The sequence below is a fragment of the Niabella yanshanensis genome, assembly GCF_034424215.1.
Taxonomy (GTDB): domain Bacteria; phylum Bacteroidota; class Bacteroidia; order Chitinophagales; family Chitinophagaceae; genus Niabella; species Niabella yanshanensis.
The window spans coordinates 20,322-40,266 of record NZ_CP139960.1 but is presented as its reverse complement, the minus strand read 5'-3'; the positions used below and the strand labels follow the sequence as shown (position 1 = coordinate 40,266).

Here is a 19,945-nt window from a genome sequence, read left to right as displayed (position 1 = left end):
ACTTTGCATACTGCATCCGCTATTCATACCGCATCAGGGCGTACCTAAATTAGCCATCAACTCTATTTCCATAATATGGAATGCGCCGACAGCTTTGCCATCCCAGGCCTCCTGCACCTGGATCCTCATATAGCGGTATGCTTTTGCACCTTTAGGGATCATAAATAATTTACCCTGGGTAAAATTATGCGTACCGGAAATGAAGTCTCCGAGCTTTGTCCAATTGCTCCATTCAGGCGCCAATGTATTGGATCCCCACAAAGAGAATCGTTTCATGTTGCCTCCCAGGTACTGTTGTCCCTGTCTTTGCCAGGTTCTGAAAGAGTATAAAGACCGGTTGGTGACACCTAAATCGAAAGTAATATGTTGAGGCATGGCTGCATCGGCCGTATGAAACCCTGGCTCTGCATTCGTTTTACCATCCCACATATTGCGCATCGCCCATCCCCAGGCTTCGTTCGCATCGCCAGCCAGTTTAAGAGGAGCGAATTTTGTACGGTCAAGCCTGTATACGACGTCCTGTGGTTGAATAAGCACCTGTGCCGTCTTCAGCGTATCGATAGATGTAGTGTCAGCAAGGTACAATGTGGTATAAGATATACCCGTACCTTCTTTGTAGTCTTCAACAGCGGTCTCAACAGCTTCGGTGCCAACAAATAGTTTTTTCTCACTACCCTGCTTATTTGTATAATTCAACTGAAGCCCGATACTTCCGTTATAGGTATCAGCGCCGCCCCAGGTAAATTTGAGAACGCCGTTTGCATCATCAATAAAACTATTGATCAGCGGGCGGTTAAACATGTTCGACTGGAAAGTCTGGCCTACTGATCTTCCCTGTACTTCTACGGGAACCGACTGGTGACCCTGGTCGTCAAAAGTTCGTATAATGAAAGAATAAGTGCCTTCGGGTATACTTAAAAAATAGGACACGGAGTCAATATTCGCAGGAATATTCAACTCTACAGAATCTGCATAATTATTCCAGTAAATGCGTGCTTTATTAACGTTGGGATCAACCGGAGCTGACCATACAAATTTCACACGGGTAAGCCCTGTGTATGTTTTCACATTTTTAGCACGCTCTACATAAGTCACTCCGTCCGGAACCACATACTGCCTGTAGGTATCATCCATTTTTTTGCAACCAGCTATCACTACCAGTGCGATGATAAAATAGTATATACTTGTCTTCATTCGTAAATGATTTATATTTCTATGATCGGTTCTTTCATTAGGATTTAACTTCTCTGTATTGTTTGAACATTCATACCCTGAAGTTTCAATCCGTTTATTTCAAGTAAGTCTTTTTAATAATAATTTATTGCCCTTCCTGCCCCCATAAGGTAAGCTCCTGTATAACGATCTGCGTTTGCCCGCTGGAAATACCCCAGGTATTTAAAGTTTTGAAACGAATATACCGTACGGTAGGAATACCGGCTTCAAACTCAAATTCTTCTCCCCTGTTCAATGCATAATCGCGGTCTTCGGCTGTCACCGGTCCCTCTCCTGATGGCTTAAAAGACTTGAAAGTGCCTATTTTTTGCCAGTTGTCACGATAGATCTTGTTTGCCAGATCCACATAATCGCCATCGGGATTAACCGAGTTAGAACCCCAGATTTCGAAATCTTTTGGGTGGGATCCGCCGTAGGCAGCATCCAGATGCGGCCACATTCTCATACGGCTGATAGCCACAGGTTTGCCAAGGTCTATCGTGAAGGTTTGCGGTAGTTGGTAGGTCCTGGTGGCAAAAAGACAACAGTAACCAAAACCACCGTCAAAAATTTTACGCAAAGGATAGTTTTCTACAAACTCATAATTATCTCCCGGTAGCTCTAATGCCTGCCAGCTCACTTTGTCAATGAGTTTTTCAAACCAGGGCTTTATATCAGCCTTTTTCTGAATGGTTTTATTATTCCAGCGATCTCTTAACAGTACCGCAATCTTTTTTTCGGTTGTATCCATACCCCTGATTGAAAAATTAACATTATCAGCGGCGGTGTAGTAAGTAGTCAGTTCTGCATAATTGCCGTTATTAAGCGTATCCTGCATAATAACTACGGCGAGGCTGGCACGCTCGGGATTTTGCAGTTTTACATTGATCCCTCCAAAAGTGCCCGCTACCTGCAGGCTTTCATAAGCTGATTGAATAACGGGCTGCAGCGGTTTGATCTTAACTACTAACGGCTCCGATTCTTTTTCGTTCTTTCCTACGCTGTATAATTTCACATCATACTCGTTGGTATCACCAAAACCTTCCACTTTGAGGGTGTCGGTATAATAGGAGGCCTTCACTTCCCACTTCGAACCCGCAGCCGTTTCCCAAACGGCCTTAACATATCTCAGATTGGGATCTTTCGGAACTTTATATACCAGGTGTGCACCGCCACTTTTAGGTATTACTGTTACATTACTTACCTGCGCCGGGGCAGGTGCATTAGCATCTGTATAATCAATGTATTCTTCGTTCCGGTTGCAGCTAAAGGCAACCAGTAAAAGAAGTACTCCAATTAATAACTGATATTTTCTTTTCATCATATAGACGAGTTTTTTACAATTTATATAAGCAAACCTTGTTACTTTATACTGCCCCAAAAGGTACACTACCATCCAAGATTCTGTACCAGGTTGGTATTTACATTGAGATTGCTTTCTGCGATAGGCCAGAAATAATCTTTTATCCCAAAACGCTGCTGAAAAATATTGGTTGGCCTGTAATAAGTTTCAGTAGTTGATCCATAAATATTCCAGCCTGTGATGGCTTTATTCATTTCAGTAATGGCCAGTTTCCAACGGCGTATATCCCAGAATCTTTGTTGTTCAAAGGCCAGCTCATTCAACCGTTCGCGTTGAATAATCTCCCGCAGGCCATTTTTAGTAGTAATTTTGGCCGGGTTGGTGGAAAAATCTGTCCATGCCCGTTGCACTGCCGGTATGCCCGCGCGTTCCCTCACTTTATCGAGATATGAAAATACTTCAGCATCCGGGCCTTTTGCTTCATTCAGACACTCGCTGTATAAAAGATACAGATCTGCCAAACGCATGATTGGCCATGGATACGGAATAGTCGTGTAACTGGAAGGACTTCTTACATTATCGGGATGTATCCATTTTTTTATGGGATAGCCCGTAACGGGACCATTGAAGGCAGAGCTTTTTCCAATCGGATCGCCCAATTTAAATTGAAGCCAATAAAGATCGGATTCCAGCTTATCATTAAACTTACCCTGTCCATACCATATACCACCATCAAAACCCAGGTTGGCATAAAAACGCGGTTCACGGTTCATATTCAGCGAGGCAGTAGGAAATCCGTTTCTGATATAAAGGCGATGGCCTGCCGGTGCCAGCCGGGTAGTATATCGCTCCCCATAATTCCAGGTTTTGTCTTCGTTAATAGGCAGGCCATTATTGGTGTAAAATTGCTCAGCCACTTTTAAAGGGGCGTTGTAACGGTTATCCATCCATACCCTTGCCTGTGTGCTGGGCGCCCAATCGGGAGCACCTATTACCTGTATCCTGCCCACCCAGCTTTGCGTATTGGCCCATATAATTTCTGAGTTCCATTTTTCAGAAAAAGCCATTCTCAGGCTTAACTCGGTTTGCGTAGTATCACTTATTAAAAAAGCAGCTTTTACATTAGGATGCTCATAAATCTTGATACCTGCTTTTTCACATACTGCAATCGCCTCCCGGCAGGCGCCAGCCGCTCTTTGCCATTTAGCTTCCGAATACTCGGAATTGAATAATGGCGTACCATCTGAATTCTTCAAACCGGACTGCTCTGCATTGCCATTAAACAGCGGACTGGCGGCAAAAGTCAACACTTTGGCCTTCAAACTATAGGCTATCGGTTTGTTGATCTTCCCGTAGTATTGCGGGTCTATAATCGTTTCGGGCAGGTCGTCTTTAGCCTCATCCAGCAGCTGCGCGATATACCCGAAGCAGGAGTCCACCGGTTCGCGAAAAACCTTTACTTCCTTAACACCGGCAGAAACCGGTAAATTGACTCTTATAACCGGTATCGGACCATACATACGCACCAGCAGGAAGTGATAGTAAGCTTTCAGTGTTTTTACTTCGGCAATCCATTGCCGCTTTTCCTGCATTTCCATGTCCGGAACGGGCCCGATATTGTCCAGGAAAATATTACAATCGCGAATTGCCCGGTACATCTCCGTCCAGTAAACATTACCAATAGGATCAATTACGTTTTGGTTGCCCTCAGCAAGGCGCCTATATGCGCTGGTTTCACTGATATCCGGAAGTTCCCATACTTCATCGCCTCCAAATAAAGCCGGGGTGCCATTAATTTCTCCGTCTCTGGGCATATAAGAGTAGCAGGTAAAAAGGTATTTTTCGGCTTCGCCGCGCATAGCAAACGCGTTTTCCAGCGTAGCTACATTGTCGGGGACAATGTCCAGGTATTTCTTACAGGAAGACATACATGCGACGAGCAGTATAAAAGCGCTGAGCATCACTATTTTGATTCGCATATTTTTGGCTTTAAAGTTTTCTTCTGATAAAACTTTGCGTAATTTATTTCCTTTGATATAAGACAAGTTGATCATATACCGTTTCGTTTAGATTGATCGGTTAATTAAAATTAAAATGCAAACCCAGGTTATATACTTTCTGTACCGGGTAGGCCAAACCACTGCCCGCCATCTCCGGATCCCAGAGTTTGAATTTGCTAAACGTAAGCAGGTTATTGCCGCTGAAGTAGATCCTGATGGCCGAGGAGCGTATTTTATTGGTTAACCGCTGGGGAAGCGTATAACCCAACTCAACCGTTTTAAGGCGAAGGAAAGCGCCGTTTCTCATAAACCAGGTGCTGGTTTGGGCATTATTCGGATGATCAAAGTTGCTGAGACGAGGCCAAAGCGCGTAAATGTTTTGATTCTGCTCGCTCCAATAGTCATCGGCAATTACCTTTAACACCTGACGGTCGCCAACAAAGGGGTTAAGCCCCCAATAGGGTCTGTCGGACCTTGGAGTTACATAATTCAGCCAGAAAGATTCGTTTGCCAGCCCCTGGAAGAACAAGGATAAATCGAATCCTTTATACGAGGCAGACGGGCCAAAGCCATAAGTAATTTCCGGCACCGTGGGATACCCTATCGGCACCTGGTCCGCTGATGTGATCCGGCCATCGCCATTGACATCCAGGAATTTGATATCTCCTCCCAATACAGGCCGCCCGAAATTCTGGGACGGAGAGTTCAGTGCTTCTTCGTCATCGACAAAAAGCCGCTCTGCAATGTACCCATACGTCTGGTTAATATTCTGGCCCACGCGCGAACGCCAGGGCTCATTTTGATACTCAGGTTCTTCGTTTACCAGGTATTTGTTAGTAGCGTAGGTAAAGTTCCCCATTGCAGACAGAAACAAACCATTGTCGAAAGTTTTGCTTACAGTTAAAGCCGCATCAATACCCTGCGAAGAAGCTTCCCCTACATTCGCCCGTATCGGCGCCGACAACCCCATTGTAGTTGGAACAAATGCACGTGTCATCAGGATATTGGTACGGCGCTGTTTAAAGAAGTCTACATTGAGGGTAATGGCACGAAACAGTCCCAGTTCCAGGCCCAGGTTTTGCTGATAGGATTTTTCCCAGGTAATATCTTCATTGGCATACCTGTTTACCGATACACCCGGTAAATACCGCGTAGCACCTGCCTGATCCCTTCCAAAAGTGGCTCCCCTGAGTGCCGAGTTCATATTTACTTCGGAAAGATAGAAGAACCGGTCATCAGCAGAGCCTATGGCATCGTTACCGATAATACCATAGGTATAGCGAAGTTTTAAAGTATTTACGGTATTCTTAAGATTTTCAAAGAATTTTTCGTTATGAATGGTCCAGGCAATACCTCCTGAAGGGAAAAAGCCGAAACGCTTTTCCTGGTAAAAGCGCTCCGATCCATTATAACCGAAATTAAATTCGGCATGGTAGCGGGTGTCAAAACCATAAGTAAACCTGCCCGACAAACCTGTATTTCTCAGCGGTAAAGAATTCAGCAGCGTATTGGCTGCTGAATTAAGCCGCTGCTGCATAATGCCCACCAGCATACCGCTTATATTATGTACTTTATTTATTACGTTATCGTAGTTCAATACACCCTGGGCGTAAAAGTTGGAATTCACTTCCCTGCTATTTGGGTTGGCGTTGAAGCTTAAATATTCTGTTCCAACAGGGCCCACTGGTTGCGGATTGGCAGATGAATTGATAACATTGTAGGAATACTGCTGCGTAAGCGGATCATAGTTGGATACTTCGTAATAAAAAGGATTGTACGAACGGGTTACCGTATTATAGGCGTAACGTTCAATATTAAACATACCCCTGAAGTTCAATCCTTTTATCACTTTTCCCAGGTTCTGGGCTATTTCCATCTGCGCCATCATTTTCGAGCGGTTCCAGTCACGGTAACCTCTCACCATCTCTGCGTAAGGATTCAGGTATAAAGATCCCCGGTTGCTGCGTGTTACATTGTTACCAAAAATGATATGCTTTACAAAAGCGTGATCTTCGTCTTTCGGAAAAGTGGCAGGAAACTGAACAGGGTTAGAATGCATCACCATGCCATACATTTCTTCCCCGTTATATAATGGACCACGATAATCATCAAAATTACCATACAACCTTACCGTCAGCATGGTTGATTTAGTAATATCAATGTCTATATTGGAACGTAATGAATAGCTTTTGAGGTTGATATTGCTATTGAAATTATTTACCGGATCTACCTTTAACACCCCATTATCCTGGTTAAGAGCTCCAGAAATAAAGTAGCGCGCCACACCGCCGCCGCCGCTAACGTTTAAAGCGTATCGCTGGTTGCTGGTGTAGTCCTTAAACAGGATATCCCGCCAGTCATTAGCCGGGTAAATATGCGGATCTGAACCCGGCTGCCCGGTACGATTGATCTTATCATCAGAATAAAGGATACTGCCCAGCCGGTCCCTGGTCAATACCGCTTCATTGGCCATCTTCATATAAGTAACAGGGTCCGCCAATTCAATATCGGTGGTTGGCATAGAAAAGGCCTGGTCAACCCGCAGCGATATTTTAGCACTGCCTGCTTTTCCCTTTTTTGTGTTTACGAGGATAACACCATTGGCACCCCGGGCGCCATAAACAGCGGTGGATGTTGCATCTTTGAGAATAGAAAAAGCCGCAATATCATCTACCGTTAAACGGGCCAGGTCGGTTGTTGTCGATTCGATGCCATCTATTAAAATAAGCGGCCCATTCTTGTAGCCAAAAGTGGTCACCCCCCTTACAAAAAACTCAGCATTGTCTCTACCTGGCTCGCCACTGCGCTGATAACCTATTACGCCCGCGACCCTTCCGGCTAAGGCAGTAGTAAGATTACTGGAAGGTATTCGCAATTCTTCCGGATCAATGGATGTTACAGCGCCTACCACCTGTTCCTTCCGGCGTGCCTCAAATCCTACCTGTACCACTACCTGGCCAAGGTTTTGGGCATCATCATCAGATTCCAGCACGATTACTAATTCTTTTCCCGTACTCACCAACAAGGTTTTCGATTTATAGTTTATCGCAGAGACCTGAATAGAGTCCTTTCCTGTTGAAGCCATGATGAGGAAATTACCATTTTGATCGGTTGCAGTGCCCCTGGCGGTACCCTTAATACTAACCGTAGCGTTTTCCACAGCCGCACCATCCGGGTTAATTACTTTACCAAAAACCCTGATAGTATCCTGGGCACCGGCGATGACGGCTATACATATAAACCCAAAGAGAAGCGCCAGATGACGCATGGTTCGTTTCATTTCCAAAGAATGCAGCAGAGGTTTAATTTTCATTTTTGACTCGTTTATATATAATGCGTTAATATACTACATACCCGTCAACACCAAGGTGCCTTCCGGTAAAAGACATAGTCTCTCTTTTACGGCAAGAAAACGTATGCAATTTCATCTGCGACAACTATGTCGCGTGGGTTACCTGTTTTGAAAAGTAAGCAGCTATAAGAATCCTGATATCAATCTCCATTTGGCAAAAGTTTTGAATAAAAAAAGTACAAAACAATTTATGACAGGACTGTTCTTCACCTGTATTAACTCAACTCATGGTACTTCGTTTCAAACACAATAAATATTCAGCCGTCAATGGCTGTTATTCATAAAAGATCCATTCCCCTATGGTTTATCAGTTCAGTTCATATTACATTTCCTTTGTTCCCGGCATCTTTTGATCAGCTCATGTTTTTAACAATCAAACTTTCTCAAAATGTCTGCCCCGGAGAGCAGGAATGCTATACAATCGTTGTTCTTGTACTAAAGTAAGACTAGTTTTATTACATCCTGTCCTGACTTGTCCTGCATATAGCAGAATAGTTTTTATATCCGGGTAAAATTGATCCCGATTTTTAATAAATGTCACCGGTTGGGTACAAATATCAGGCTTTCATCATAGATAGGTTCAATTATTCTGGTAGGTTTGTGCTGTTCTTTTAATACATCAGTAGGCATAGTTCATGCGCCCTATGGGTGCACTGTCACCTGTTACATAGTAGTCCATTATATCGTTATACCTGGTTACATTATCTGAAACTTTAAATTCAAATGAAACTTTATTAGCTGTAAGGCCCACAGCATGAAGTGGAACCGCCACCTGCATCACATTATTCTTTACCACATATTGCGCATTACCCGAAGCTTTCCAGTTATAGCCTCCCGAAGATTGTTCAACGGAAGTTTTTTTTCGTGTAGCAGGTTTTCGGTTAATGATGTATTGGTAGCCTGCAAAATTGCTGCCCGGCTTTTTAGTTTTAATAAGGATATTCATCCAGTTAACATCGTTGTTATTATAAACAGTAACAGGGGAAGCTGTTGTTATTCGGAAGTACAGCATTTTCTTATCGTGTGCAACTTTTACTTCAGTAATGTCGTTACGGTTACTGTTATCGGTATAAGTATGTGTGCCAGTGGCATTCAAAAAATTGCGGCTGATCGCATCACCAGCAACATCCGTATACACAGATTCCACATCTTTCCATTGGCTGTCTAATCCTTTAATTATGTCAATAGTCTTTTCTTTATACCCTGCCGGCGGAACTTCTTTCAGCTTAAAGCGCCGTATATTTCTCGCCAGCTGCAAATAAAAATTATCCTGGTAGCCGCCCCGCATCATTTCTATGTCCCTGGAAAACTCGTGGTTATAGACATCCACAAAAAAAACCTTATCATGTCCGTGTGCATTGGCATATTTAATAGCCATCCACTCATTAAAAGAGGTGATCAATACATGGTCAATATTGGCTTTGCTTTGAAACACGGCATCCCACATGGTTTGAAAATTAGCACCTGCCGTCCAGTCCTTTTCAACCTGTTTGGTTACATTGTTGTATCCGCGGCTGCTTTCGGGGTGCATGGCACTGGCTACTATCACCGAGTGACTATGCTGAGCCACCGGAACAGCAACCGTTCCATTATGGTTCCATTGGGGGTATTGCCAGCTCATCCATGGAATGGAAACCCGGTTATAATCACCATTAGGCCATTGAGATTCTCTTACATCAAAGTATTGCTGCATTTCAGGTTTTATAAAATCAGTAAATTCGTTATGCCTGGTCATGTCGGAGGCTTTGCCGTTTTTTTCGGTAATTCCGATGATCATCGGCTTGCCCAGGGGGCTAAACCATAAATGGTTATAGATTCCCGACTTATAAAACTGGTTATAGAGATCGTCTACTGTTGTGCCGGAAAAACTATTGGTGTAAAAAACTACTTTAGGCGCTTTAAACCCCTGCTCCACAAACATTGTCAACACCCTTAGCAGGTTCTTTACCGGTTCTGCGTAAAGCACCCGGTTCGTTGCATCAATGCACAGATAATCTACTCCGGCATTGGTGAGTAGTTCTATATGCCGCGTTACTACCCAGGGATCGCTCATGCTATAATAGCCGTAAAGCGGTTCTCCCCAGAAATGAAATTCATTCAAAGGACTTTCCGGCCTGCCTTTTACATCATTTAACGCTTCAGGATTGGTCTCTGATAATTTCTGAATATCATAAACAGCTTTCTGCCCGCTTTTATGCTGCCCCAGCCATAACGAATAAAAGACACCAACAGTTTTCTCTGCGGCCAGCTTTCCTGCAGAAGGCCCAAAACTTCTGTTCAATGCATCCGTACCGGCCAAACGCCACATAGATTGTTCTGCTTTTAATTGTAACTGAATTGCAGGGCCCTGTCCTTCAACAGGTGAGAGCATAGTGATCCCAACTGCAAGCATTGAAGCAAAGCCATATTTAAGCATGCGCATACATAATTAGTTTGGAGTAATTCTGTATAAAACTCCGTTTAAAATAATTCTTTAAAAAAGCATTACTACCTGTATTCTGATTTTATGAGATGGCGGTATTAACGACGCCGAAGTTCTACCGGGATTAATCGAAACAAGGTGCTGTTCCGGCTGGTTTACTATACTTTTGCCTTCGTTTTTTGAACAGTTATTTATTACCCATATTTCCCCGCTTCGCCTTATCCAGTCCGGGAAAACAAGTAAAAGAGCCATACTGTAAAGCGAAATAGGGCGTAAAACTATAATCCGGTACGCCATCAATCATAAAATCGCAAGGTGTATTGGTACTTCTGATTTTGTTTAACAGCATTTCGGGTGTCATATTGAGGCGAACAGAGTTTTCGTTTTCAGCCTGGAAGACATCCTGCATCATAGGACCCTTCAGGGCCATCAACATGGGGCCGTAAGAGAATGCATACCTGGTGGCGCCTTTAATACGCGTATCACCAACGTATTGCTCTGCTTTCCATTTCATTGGAAGCTCCCACGTGATTACGTCTCCATCGCTCCAGGTACGATCCAGCGTAACGTATGTTCCGGATACGGCTTTTGCTGTTTTCTTCCCGTTAATCCTAAGGTTAAAATCTCCCGCAAGCCAGCCCGGCACCCTCAGGCGTATTTTCATAGCTGCGGGAGCAGTCAATGAAACCGTTAAGGATGCATTATTGCCATAGGGAAATTTTGTGTTCATCGCTAATTTGAAATCCTGGTCATTGACTTTCCCCTTGTACTCAGATTCTGCAAATAAATTGATATAAACGCCATCGTTTGCATGCGAGTAAATATATTGCGGCAGCATCCCATAAATTGCAGTAGCCTGTACCTCACAACAAGTATTATTACATAAGGTAGGAAATTTGCCGTCGTTCACCTGGTTGAAATATCGGATCGTTCCATCTTCACCCTGGGCAGCAAATACAATATTGTATAATGATTGCTCAACATGCGCTGCATATACTTCCTTCTCGGGCCATAACTGAAGCAGCCGATGGTTCAGATCGACCCAGAAAACATTACCGCAGGTTTCATAAATATTATTGGGAAGATTGGTGAGCTTGTGCGTTTGTGGTCTGCATTCAAAGTGTTCGCACAAACTGATGCCGCCTCCGGGAATCTGGAAATACTCATGGTAGATCTTCCAGGCTCCAAGACAGGCTTTAAGGTAGCGCTCTTCACCCGTTGCCTTATAGATATCAAACAGAGCACAGATACTGGTTAGTAAATAATTATGCGGACGATTCAGGGTAAATCTCCAGGCCGCTTCCGGAAGTCCTTCCCCTAATGCATCCAGCCACCAATCCATATCATAATATTTCATATTGGTCTGAATGTCCTCCGGCTTCCCGATGGGTGAATGGTAGACCATAGGTCCTGCAATGCTACCCTGTATACCCATGCTTCCCAGCAACATCAGCGGCAGGTATTCTTTAGCATTGTTGTACCAGTCGTAAAAAGGTCTTAGTATCTGGTATGCTTTGTCATGCCCTGCACTACCAGCGGCCAGCAGTCCTTTGGTTAGCATTGCACGATCATAATTCTTCTGCTCATCGCGCATTATTAATGGCCAGGTATCCGTTGATATTTTGTAATTGATACTTTCATAGGGCATCATATAGCCCCGGCCATTAGCGTACTGACGACGATCGATCTCTTCCAGTATATCCTCAATTGCCTTTCTGAATTCAGGAATTTCTTTATAGCGAAGCGTATGTCCCATTCCACCAAGCATCCGGCCTTCGTTGGAGCCGGTAAGGATATCAATCCATATCCTGTTGGGATCTTTATCATTTACCCAGTGCTTCTTTTTTAAACAGTCGCTCAGGTACTGAATGTTCCTGTTAAATACCGTTTGGAAAACGCCCGCTCCTAATAAAACCCCATTCAGCGCCGGACTGGCTCCCATTTTCACTGGCCTCCAGCTGGAAGAATCAGAAGCAGTAGTTTCATGCCGGGCCATTTTGGCAATTTCCCTATCCGTGTTAAGGTTCATTTCTACCATGAGGCAGCTGGGATCGCTGATAACAAATCCTTCAATGGCTACTTTCTTATCTCGTGTAAGTACTACTCCTTTGATCCTGTTGAACTTGCCCGGAGGTAAGTTAGTCAGACTCAATAAAATTTTACCTGATGACCTGTTTTTTGAATAGAGGTTAATATCACCGTATTGCTTATCATTGATGTAGATGCGCATAACGCCCCCATCCGGGCCTGTTTCGCCCAAACACTGAAAAGTAGACCCCTTAGCGTAAAACTCCCAATTTTCATTATCTTCATAAGCAACCGCCTGGCTTGACGGATTATTTAATGTGGCTGGCGTTATTTTAAATCCTGCTGTATACTGAACAAATGAATGGTTGGCGCCATCAATTTTCACGGGAGTTGTAACCCTGCCTTTGCTTCCTATCCGATCAATTTCAACCGGGCCTTTTTTCGCTATGATTACGATCCTGTGATCGCCACGCTTTAATGCGCCGCTGCTGAACACCACACCGTCTGAATTTACTTTACTACAATCTACTTCCTCTACCAATTTGTTATCTATATACACCTCTGCCTTGGCACCATTTTTAACAGGCTGCGCATACCATACAATGCCTTCACAATCTGTAAAATTGTAAACAGCAGTAGCGCCATCCTGCTTAGCAGCAGCGCGGGTATTACAAAAATAGCCGCTACTCCGTGCCAACAGCCGGTCGAATTCCCAGTTGCCCGAATAAGTCAGTTCTGTATCATTGATAACCCTTTCGTTCCCATTGGTGACACGCAAACTGGAGTTAACATAACCTTCGTTGGTTTTTACCTCTTTTACCCCTGAATACTCCATGCCCTTTTCTTTTGGGCGGGCGGTATCACCTGCCTGGACGTTTTGAGCCTTGCTTATTTGTGTGCCCGATACAACAATAATCAGCGCAATAAAAAATATCCTTACTTTTCCTTCAATCATCTTTAATGCAATTTAATATGAGGAATGAATCGTATTTGTGACACATCAAATTGATGACCTTGCATCTATTACAACAATACTGTCATTACACAGGAGACTTACTGTACCAAATGACTATTACAACTGGTTTGCTAATTCTGGCAGTGCCGGTAATTGGCAAGAGACTGGCAGGCATATCGTTTTTATAAAGCAACCTTTTTTATAACTAACTACTGCTATGCTTACTTTACAAACTTAAAGAGGTATCAGCAAATCTCTGTCCTGAGTTGCCCCGAAGAATATCACTTTAAATGATCACCGGGGGCATAGAACCTTTGCAGATTCCAACCCGAAATGATTTACAGTACTAATCTCTATTTTGCCTGTATCGTTTGCGGCAACGGTTATTTCCATGTGTAAAGGAGCTACCGTCATAGGAAATGCATTGTCACCGTTGGTATCAAAGCCCTGGTATATACCCGATGAGGGAAAACGATTTATCAAGTTGCCGTCTTTATAAATGTTGAAATGACTGATGCCCGATTCTATATCTGCATCAGCTTTCCAGCTCAGCTCTACTGTCATATTATGTCTTCGAAGCAACTTAAGCCCATATGGTGCAGGGGGAGCCGTACGGTCTGTAATAGTGCCGGTTATTATATACTCCCTCCATTTTACAGCAGTTATCGAATCTGTTAGCCAGGAAGCGCTCAGCTTTTCACCGGGGTAATGTCTTTCGGGATAGATGTTCAATGAAGCGGTATCTCCCAACCAGGCTTTAGATCGGTCTATCGGGCGCATGGCTGTAAAACCACTAGCGGCTTTTTCGGGCATTCGCTGTTGCATTACCGCTTCAAAAAATGGAATGGCCATGTAACGAACAAAGCTGTAATTATGGTTCTGATACCTGGTTAACGCGATACTTACCATACCGTCACCTTTTCGCAACTCGTTAAAAGTACGTACAGCAGACTCCCAGCAGCAGGCGTCTCCCTCCGGACCGGCATACCTGATCATCACCGGAATTTGCATGGCTGCTTCAGGGTAATTAAAGCTCGCATTTAAGCCCGGAGAATAACTAAAAAGCGCCATCACTCTTTCCGGATATGCAGCCATCATAGCCTGCGACCAGTATCCTCCACCGGAATGACCCCATAATAGCCAGGGTGCATTTTTGAGAGAAGGAATCTTTGCCAGTACACTAACCTGATTGAGCGTTGTTAATAAAGCATCAGCCGATCCCGAACCGGGGTTTTTCCAATCGTGACAATTATTTTTGGCATATAGATCGGGGCCAACAATTGCCAGGTTCCATTTTTTTGCGAATGCCTGGTACTGCACATCATAAGCCGTTGCCATACCACGCCCCTCCATAGTACAACCATGCTGATGAATTAATACCCCATTAATGCTGGTAATGCCCTCAGGAATAAAAACGGCATAACGGGCTGAATCTATTTTATAACTTGCTTTCGTTTGTGTGATGATGTATACTTTTCCATTTTCAATTGAATGTACTTTATGAGTGGCAGTCTCCTTGTGCTGTGCCTTAGCGGTGAAGCCCGATACATGTAATATCAAAAAGAAAAAAAATAGATTATACCTGTTCATTGTTGTAATAAATAATTTATTCATTGACCATTCATACATTAGTTGTATATATTCAAATATTGCTTAGTATTTGCCTGATTGTTCTTTTATATATCCCTTATGTAACCACAGCTGCTCCAGTGTCTCCAATCTTTTCCTAAAATCGACATAGCTTCTTTTAGTTTCCGGCGAAACCCATCCTATTTCAGCAAAAGCTGCTATCCGGGGGAATATCTGATAATATAAACGTTCGGTTGTGGGAGTATATTCACCCCACATCTGGCAACCGAGACCCAATATTTTTTTTTGATCAGCAGAGTCTATACCCTGGGGAACCGGATTAAAGGAATAGGCTTTTGTCAAAGAAGTTACTTCATATGGATAATCGAGATAGGTAAAATGCCGCTCGGAATTAACAATATCATATCCCTGTCCAATTGCCTTATTTACCAGGCTCACTTTGCCGTCCCAAAATTGCACAATAGTACCTTTAGCAAGCTTCCCGGTGCTACCTTCCTGTATATGCGCCTCTTCCCTTATGTTATCACCGGTAATTTCGTTCCAGCCAATCATCCGGTATCCTTTCCGGGCAATATATTTTGACATACGGTTAATGGCCCATACCTGCAGATCAGAATAAGTTGGAATAGCATTTTTTTTCATAAAATCATTAATACTTTTTGAGCTTTTCCAATGCCCGTAGTCTGCCTCGTCGCCTCCTATATGAACGATACCATCGGGAAATAATGCTATTACTTCATCTAATACATTATGCAGGAACGCTTCAACTTTCGGGTCTGTTACATCATACAGATCTCCATGAATTCCTGACCCTTTTTCCTTGCTGCTGGCTCCTAACCAGGGATAAGCAAAAATGGATGCTGTTGCATGACCGGGAACTTCAATCTCCGGAACCACTTTGATACCCCGATAGTGCGCATAGGCAATAATCTCCTTTATATTATCCTGTGTATAAAACCGGGCGGGCGGTCCATGAAACAAGCTATCCTTCCTGTTGGGAGCATCACGAAACCGCATCATATGTTCAAAGTTTCCCCTTGATGCGATGGCCGTAAGTGCCGGATATTTTTTTATTTCCAAACGCCAGGCAGGGTCATCAACCAAATGCCAGTGAAAGACATTCATTTTGAGACCTGCCATTTCATCCAATAGCCGCTTCACCGTTTCTTTACCATGAAAATGACGGCTTTCATCCAACATAAAAGCCCGCCAGGAAAATGCGGGCTTGTCAGATATGGAACACGCCGCAAATGTTGTATAGGATCCGGATCGTTTTGCCAGTTGTCTGAGCGTTTGCAATGCGTATAAAATACCACGATGGCTGTTTGCAGTTGCCTCAATGGTTGTTTTCCTGCCAGGTGCTATTTCCAAAGTATAAGATTCATCATCGCTACTCTCTTTTACCTTCCTGATGTTAAAAACAACCTGTGCTTTTGAGGCGCTCTTCAGCCATTCGGGTTCCAGCCCCATTTGCTGAAAAATTCCTGTCCAGTAGCTTCTGTCAACCAACCTGTTTGTTGCAACGTATACTTTAACGGTTTTTTCAAATGCCACTGTTTCATTTGTTATAGTCATGGCCGCCGGGTAAGGCAGCAAGCTTACATTACCAGGCTGCGCGAAAACACCCGTTGAATAAATAAAAAAAATTGTTACAATAAAAAATCCAATAGTGATTTTTAAACGTTTTATAAATGAAGGCATACTTTGAGATGTGTTTAAAATTTAATTTCCCATTGCATAAGCATAACTTAACCGGCCCAGCGGAAGCGAACTGCCCGAAGTGTAATAGGACATAATATCCTGTGGTTCGGCTACATCTGCTGCTACCTTAAAATAGAAGGTTCCCGATCCATTAAGTCCTACTGCTACCTTGGGGCAACTGATCTGGAGTACATTTCCATTGATTGTATACTTCGCTGCACCGCTGGCTATTGTTTTAAAATCTGGTTGTAACTTCCCTACCGACGCTTGGCCCGAGGCATAGGTTTTACCGATCAGGTACTCGTAACCCTCCCATGCTTTTAAGGAAGGAACTCCGGTACCTATCAGTATATTCACCCAGTTGAATTTGCCTCCCGGATTGCTAAAAGAATTTCTTCCTCTTATTAAGAAATAGATCTGCTGATCGTCATGTGCCACTTTTACTTCCTGTATATGATTTTCGGGGGCAGGCTGCGTATACCGTGTAATAGTTGCAGCACCCGATGAGTTACGCTCGTACCTGTTCTTACTAATATTAACTGCAGTGTAAGGGATCCGCTTCCATGGCTCTTCTCCGGCTGTAATATCTATTGTTGTTTTTCCAGACGCCGTAATTTCATTGCTTACACCTTTATATTTCCTAATATTTTGTATCATCTGCATATAAAATGCATCCTGGTAGCCACCCCTCATGGGCTCAATATCCCTGGAATATTCTTTGTTTACCGCATCTACCATAACATATTCATTCCAGTAAGGCTGCTTATATGCAATCCATTCGTTCCAGCCTCCGATTGAAATCATTTTGGGTTCCGCAGCAATGGCGTAATCCCATTGTGTTTGGAAAAAAGTACCCTTATCTACATTTGCTGCATTATTCTGTTTAGAGAAAGGGTTCCATCCCCTGCCCCAATTGGTCATTTCATTGGGCCTGGTCAGTGAAAAAGACATGGGAACATTGGGATGACTGGCTACCGTCACATTCATTACACCATTATGCATAGGTTGCGGATGAATCCATTCTACCCAGGGAAATCCATCTGGGTATACCGGATCACCAGGCCACTGAGGCCGGTAAAAATGAAAAAAACCAAGAATATCGGGGGGCAAAACGCCCGGGGTATAATCCTGGTCTCCCCGCGATCTGGCCTCATTTAAATCGTCCTCCGGGTTGGTATAAGCGATGATCATTGGCTTGCCACTTACCCGATACCATGTATCAGGGAATAAGCCGGGCTGGTACAATTCCCTGTAAAGCTCCCGCGTGGTCTGGAAAGACCTTGAGTGGGTATAAAAAGCCACTTTCGGCGGGCTAAAGCCGTTCTTTTGATACTCATCTATAATGGCCAGCAGTTTCATAAAAACATTTTTATAGATAAACGCATTGGTAGCATCAAAGTAAATAAAATCAATACCTGCAATCGTCAGCATCTCCACCTGCTTTCTTAACACCCACTCATCTTCAGAATTATAGTAACCCCATATAGGTTCACCCCAGAAATGAGCCTGACCGTTTGGGCTGATCGATTCATCCTGGTATTCAAAATCTGTCAGCAACTTCAGTCCGTTGGGCATCGCTAATATTTTTGAGGCATCATAAATGTTACCGGCGTGCGGCTGACCAATCCATAGCCAAAAGAATAGTCCTACCTGTTTATCAGTTTTCATCGAAGAAATACTTCCGAATGTCCGGCCAAAATGATCGACACCTACAACGTTATTAAAGTTCGTAACTCTTTCTGCACCAGGGCCGGCTCCTTTTCCCTCCTCAGCAGCATTGGACGTCTTTTTACATGCGCAGAAGAACAACATAACCATGACGCTCCAATAAAAAACTATAAAACTCTTTATTTTCATTGCCTTCTCTTTACTTCAATGATTACGTATCTTCCTGAACTTAAACCTGCTACTTTAATTTAATTGCAATTGCATTGGCAACAGCTCTCGGCGATGCATCGGAATACCGGTTTACCACTTCAAATGCACCATTGTTATTTTTCAGTACCATCGTACTGGAGCCCCCGCCATCAAGATTGGTGGCCGAATAAATCCCCAGGCTTTTCATTACGGCAATCAATTCGTCGATTGTCATACCAACAGAATATCCCGGACGCCGGCCGTCCACCAGCACCAGGTACACTTTTTTATCGCTCGTGTAACCAATCATAGTGCGTGGCTCTCTCACCACATCATTATACACACGAGGCGCACCTCTTAAATACAGCAGGTTGGTTCCCCCTCCGGTCATATTACTGAAGCTATTGTAATCAGCCGCAGATAACGACGAAGTCAAATCGATAGAAAGGCTGCCATCCTTCTTCACCCCGAAATAGGTAGTTACACCGATCCCTTCCTTTATAAAATTCTTTACTACCGCTTCTTCAACCACAACCGGCCCCCAGGGCCTTCCCGATACAGGCGACCAGTCAAAAAAATCGGCATTGACAGCTGCTATGATCTTTCCTCCGGCAACATCGCGACGTTCTGCCATTGTTTTAACAGTCTGTAAACCAAATTGGGTAGCATTATCCGGCATCAACGTAGTTAAAGAGGTATTACCTTTACTCAGATCCACCCCAAGTGCAAAAAGACTAAATGCAGCACCGGATCCGTTCTCAAACTGAAGCCTCGTATATTCCACATCGGGATGAATATCCGTACCGGTTTGAGAAATAACCCGGTTTACCAATCCGGATTTTTCAATAATATTTTTTAAAGTGTGATTGGCATATTGGGTTAAGAAAGGAATAATTTGTTTCGGCGCGGCAAAGGTATCAATTGAGTTTTGCCCGGGCAGATACTGGGTTTGATAAGCCACTTCAGATAGCTGTTTGTAACCGGGCAGCGACACCGTGGACATGCCTTTGATTACCCTGACCCTCTGTGCCGTTCCGGCTGCCGTTGTGTAGTCTATATTAATAGCTACGGCATCTCCTTCCAGCTCATTCCATTCTATATAAGGGATACTACCCCGGATAAAAACAATATCCCTCGCTAATGGGTTATTTAAACCGGACAAATAAGCCTCCCCATAAACCATACACTGAGCCTGCACAGCAGCAGAAGTTTTCCCTCCGGCATTATAGGCCACCACATCAAATGTATGATACCCTTCATTTAACTGCTCAATATAACTGGTAACAGTGCGGTTCACCGCCTCATCCTTGTGAATTCTTTTCGACAGGGATCTCCCCTTCCAATACACATCAAAATACTCAATACCCGGATCTGAGAATGAAAGCTCAATCCGCACCCGTTCTTTACCGGGATATATATTTAATGCTTCAACCTTGCCCGGAATAACGTCAGCCTGGGATTCGCTCTTAGAGCAGGCGCACAGGACCAACAACATTGCAACATACAGACTCCTAATCATGTATTT

General features: G+C 43.7%; 10 protein-coding genes. All 10 read right to left on the bottom strand.

What is annotated here, in order from left to right; translation table 11 throughout:
* Window positions 1–33: 33 nt before the first annotated feature.
* Window positions 34–1,194 carry a DUF4998 domain-containing protein gene (locus tag U0035_RS00095; protein ID WP_114791290.1) on the bottom strand — a complete coding sequence of 387 codons (1,161 nt, stop codon included), beginning with the start codon at window positions 1,192–1,194 and terminating at the stop codon, window positions 34–36.
* Between the two features lie 124 nt (window positions 1,195–1,318).
* Complete coding sequence (locus U0035_RS00090) at window positions 1,319–2,536, bottom strand: DUF4959 domain-containing protein (protein ID WP_162817889.1); 1,218 nt, start codon at window positions 2,534–2,536, stop codon at window positions 1,319–1,321.
* Between the two features lie 65 nt (window positions 2,537–2,601).
* Window positions 2,602–4,494 carry a RagB/SusD family nutrient uptake outer membrane protein gene (locus tag U0035_RS00085; RefSeq protein ID WP_114791467.1) on the bottom strand — a complete coding sequence of 631 codons (1,893 nt, stop codon included), beginning with the start codon at window positions 4,492–4,494 and terminating at the stop codon, window positions 2,602–2,604.
* A 100-nt stretch (window positions 4,495–4,594) separates the two neighbouring features.
* Entirely contained in the window at window positions 4,595–7,828 is a 3,234-nt protein-coding gene (locus tag U0035_RS00080) for a SusC/RagA family TonB-linked outer membrane protein (RefSeq protein WP_114791288.1), read from the bottom strand.
* Window positions 7,829–8,486: 658 nt separating this feature from the next.
* Window positions 8,487–10,289 carry a hypothetical protein gene (locus tag U0035_RS00075; protein WP_114791287.1) on the bottom strand — a complete coding sequence of 601 codons (1,803 nt, stop codon included), beginning with the start codon at window positions 10,287–10,289 and terminating at the stop codon, window positions 8,487–8,489.
* A 187-nt stretch (window positions 10,290–10,476) separates the two neighbouring features.
* A complete protein-coding gene (locus U0035_RS00070; protein ID WP_114791286.1) occupies window positions 10,477–13,272 on the bottom strand; it encodes a beta-L-arabinofuranosidase domain-containing protein in 2,796 nt (931 codons plus the stop codon).
* Window positions 13,273–13,566: 294 nt separating this feature from the next.
* Window positions 13,567–14,862: an alpha/beta hydrolase gene (locus tag U0035_RS00065; protein WP_162817888.1), complete on the bottom strand. Its 1,296-nt coding sequence runs from the start codon at window positions 14,860–14,862 to the stop codon at window positions 13,567–13,569.
* 63 nt (window positions 14,863–14,925) lie between these two features.
* A complete protein-coding gene (locus U0035_RS00060) occupies window positions 14,926–16,563 on the bottom strand; it encodes a beta-N-acetylhexosaminidase (RefSeq protein WP_114791284.1) in 1,638 nt (545 codons plus the stop codon).
* Window positions 16,564–16,584: 21 nt separating this feature from the next.
* Window positions 16,585–18,420 (bottom strand): hypothetical protein, encoded by a 1,836-nt coding sequence (locus tag U0035_RS00055; RefSeq protein WP_211316444.1) that lies wholly within the window; start codon window positions 18,418–18,420, stop codon window positions 16,585–16,587.
* Between the two features lie 49 nt (window positions 18,421–18,469).
* Window positions 18,470–19,939 carry a DUF4998 domain-containing protein gene (locus tag U0035_RS00050; RefSeq protein ID WP_114791283.1) on the bottom strand — a complete coding sequence of 490 codons (1,470 nt, stop codon included), beginning with the start codon at window positions 19,937–19,939 and terminating at the stop codon, window positions 18,470–18,472.
* Window positions 19,940–19,945: the final 6 nt, after the last annotated feature.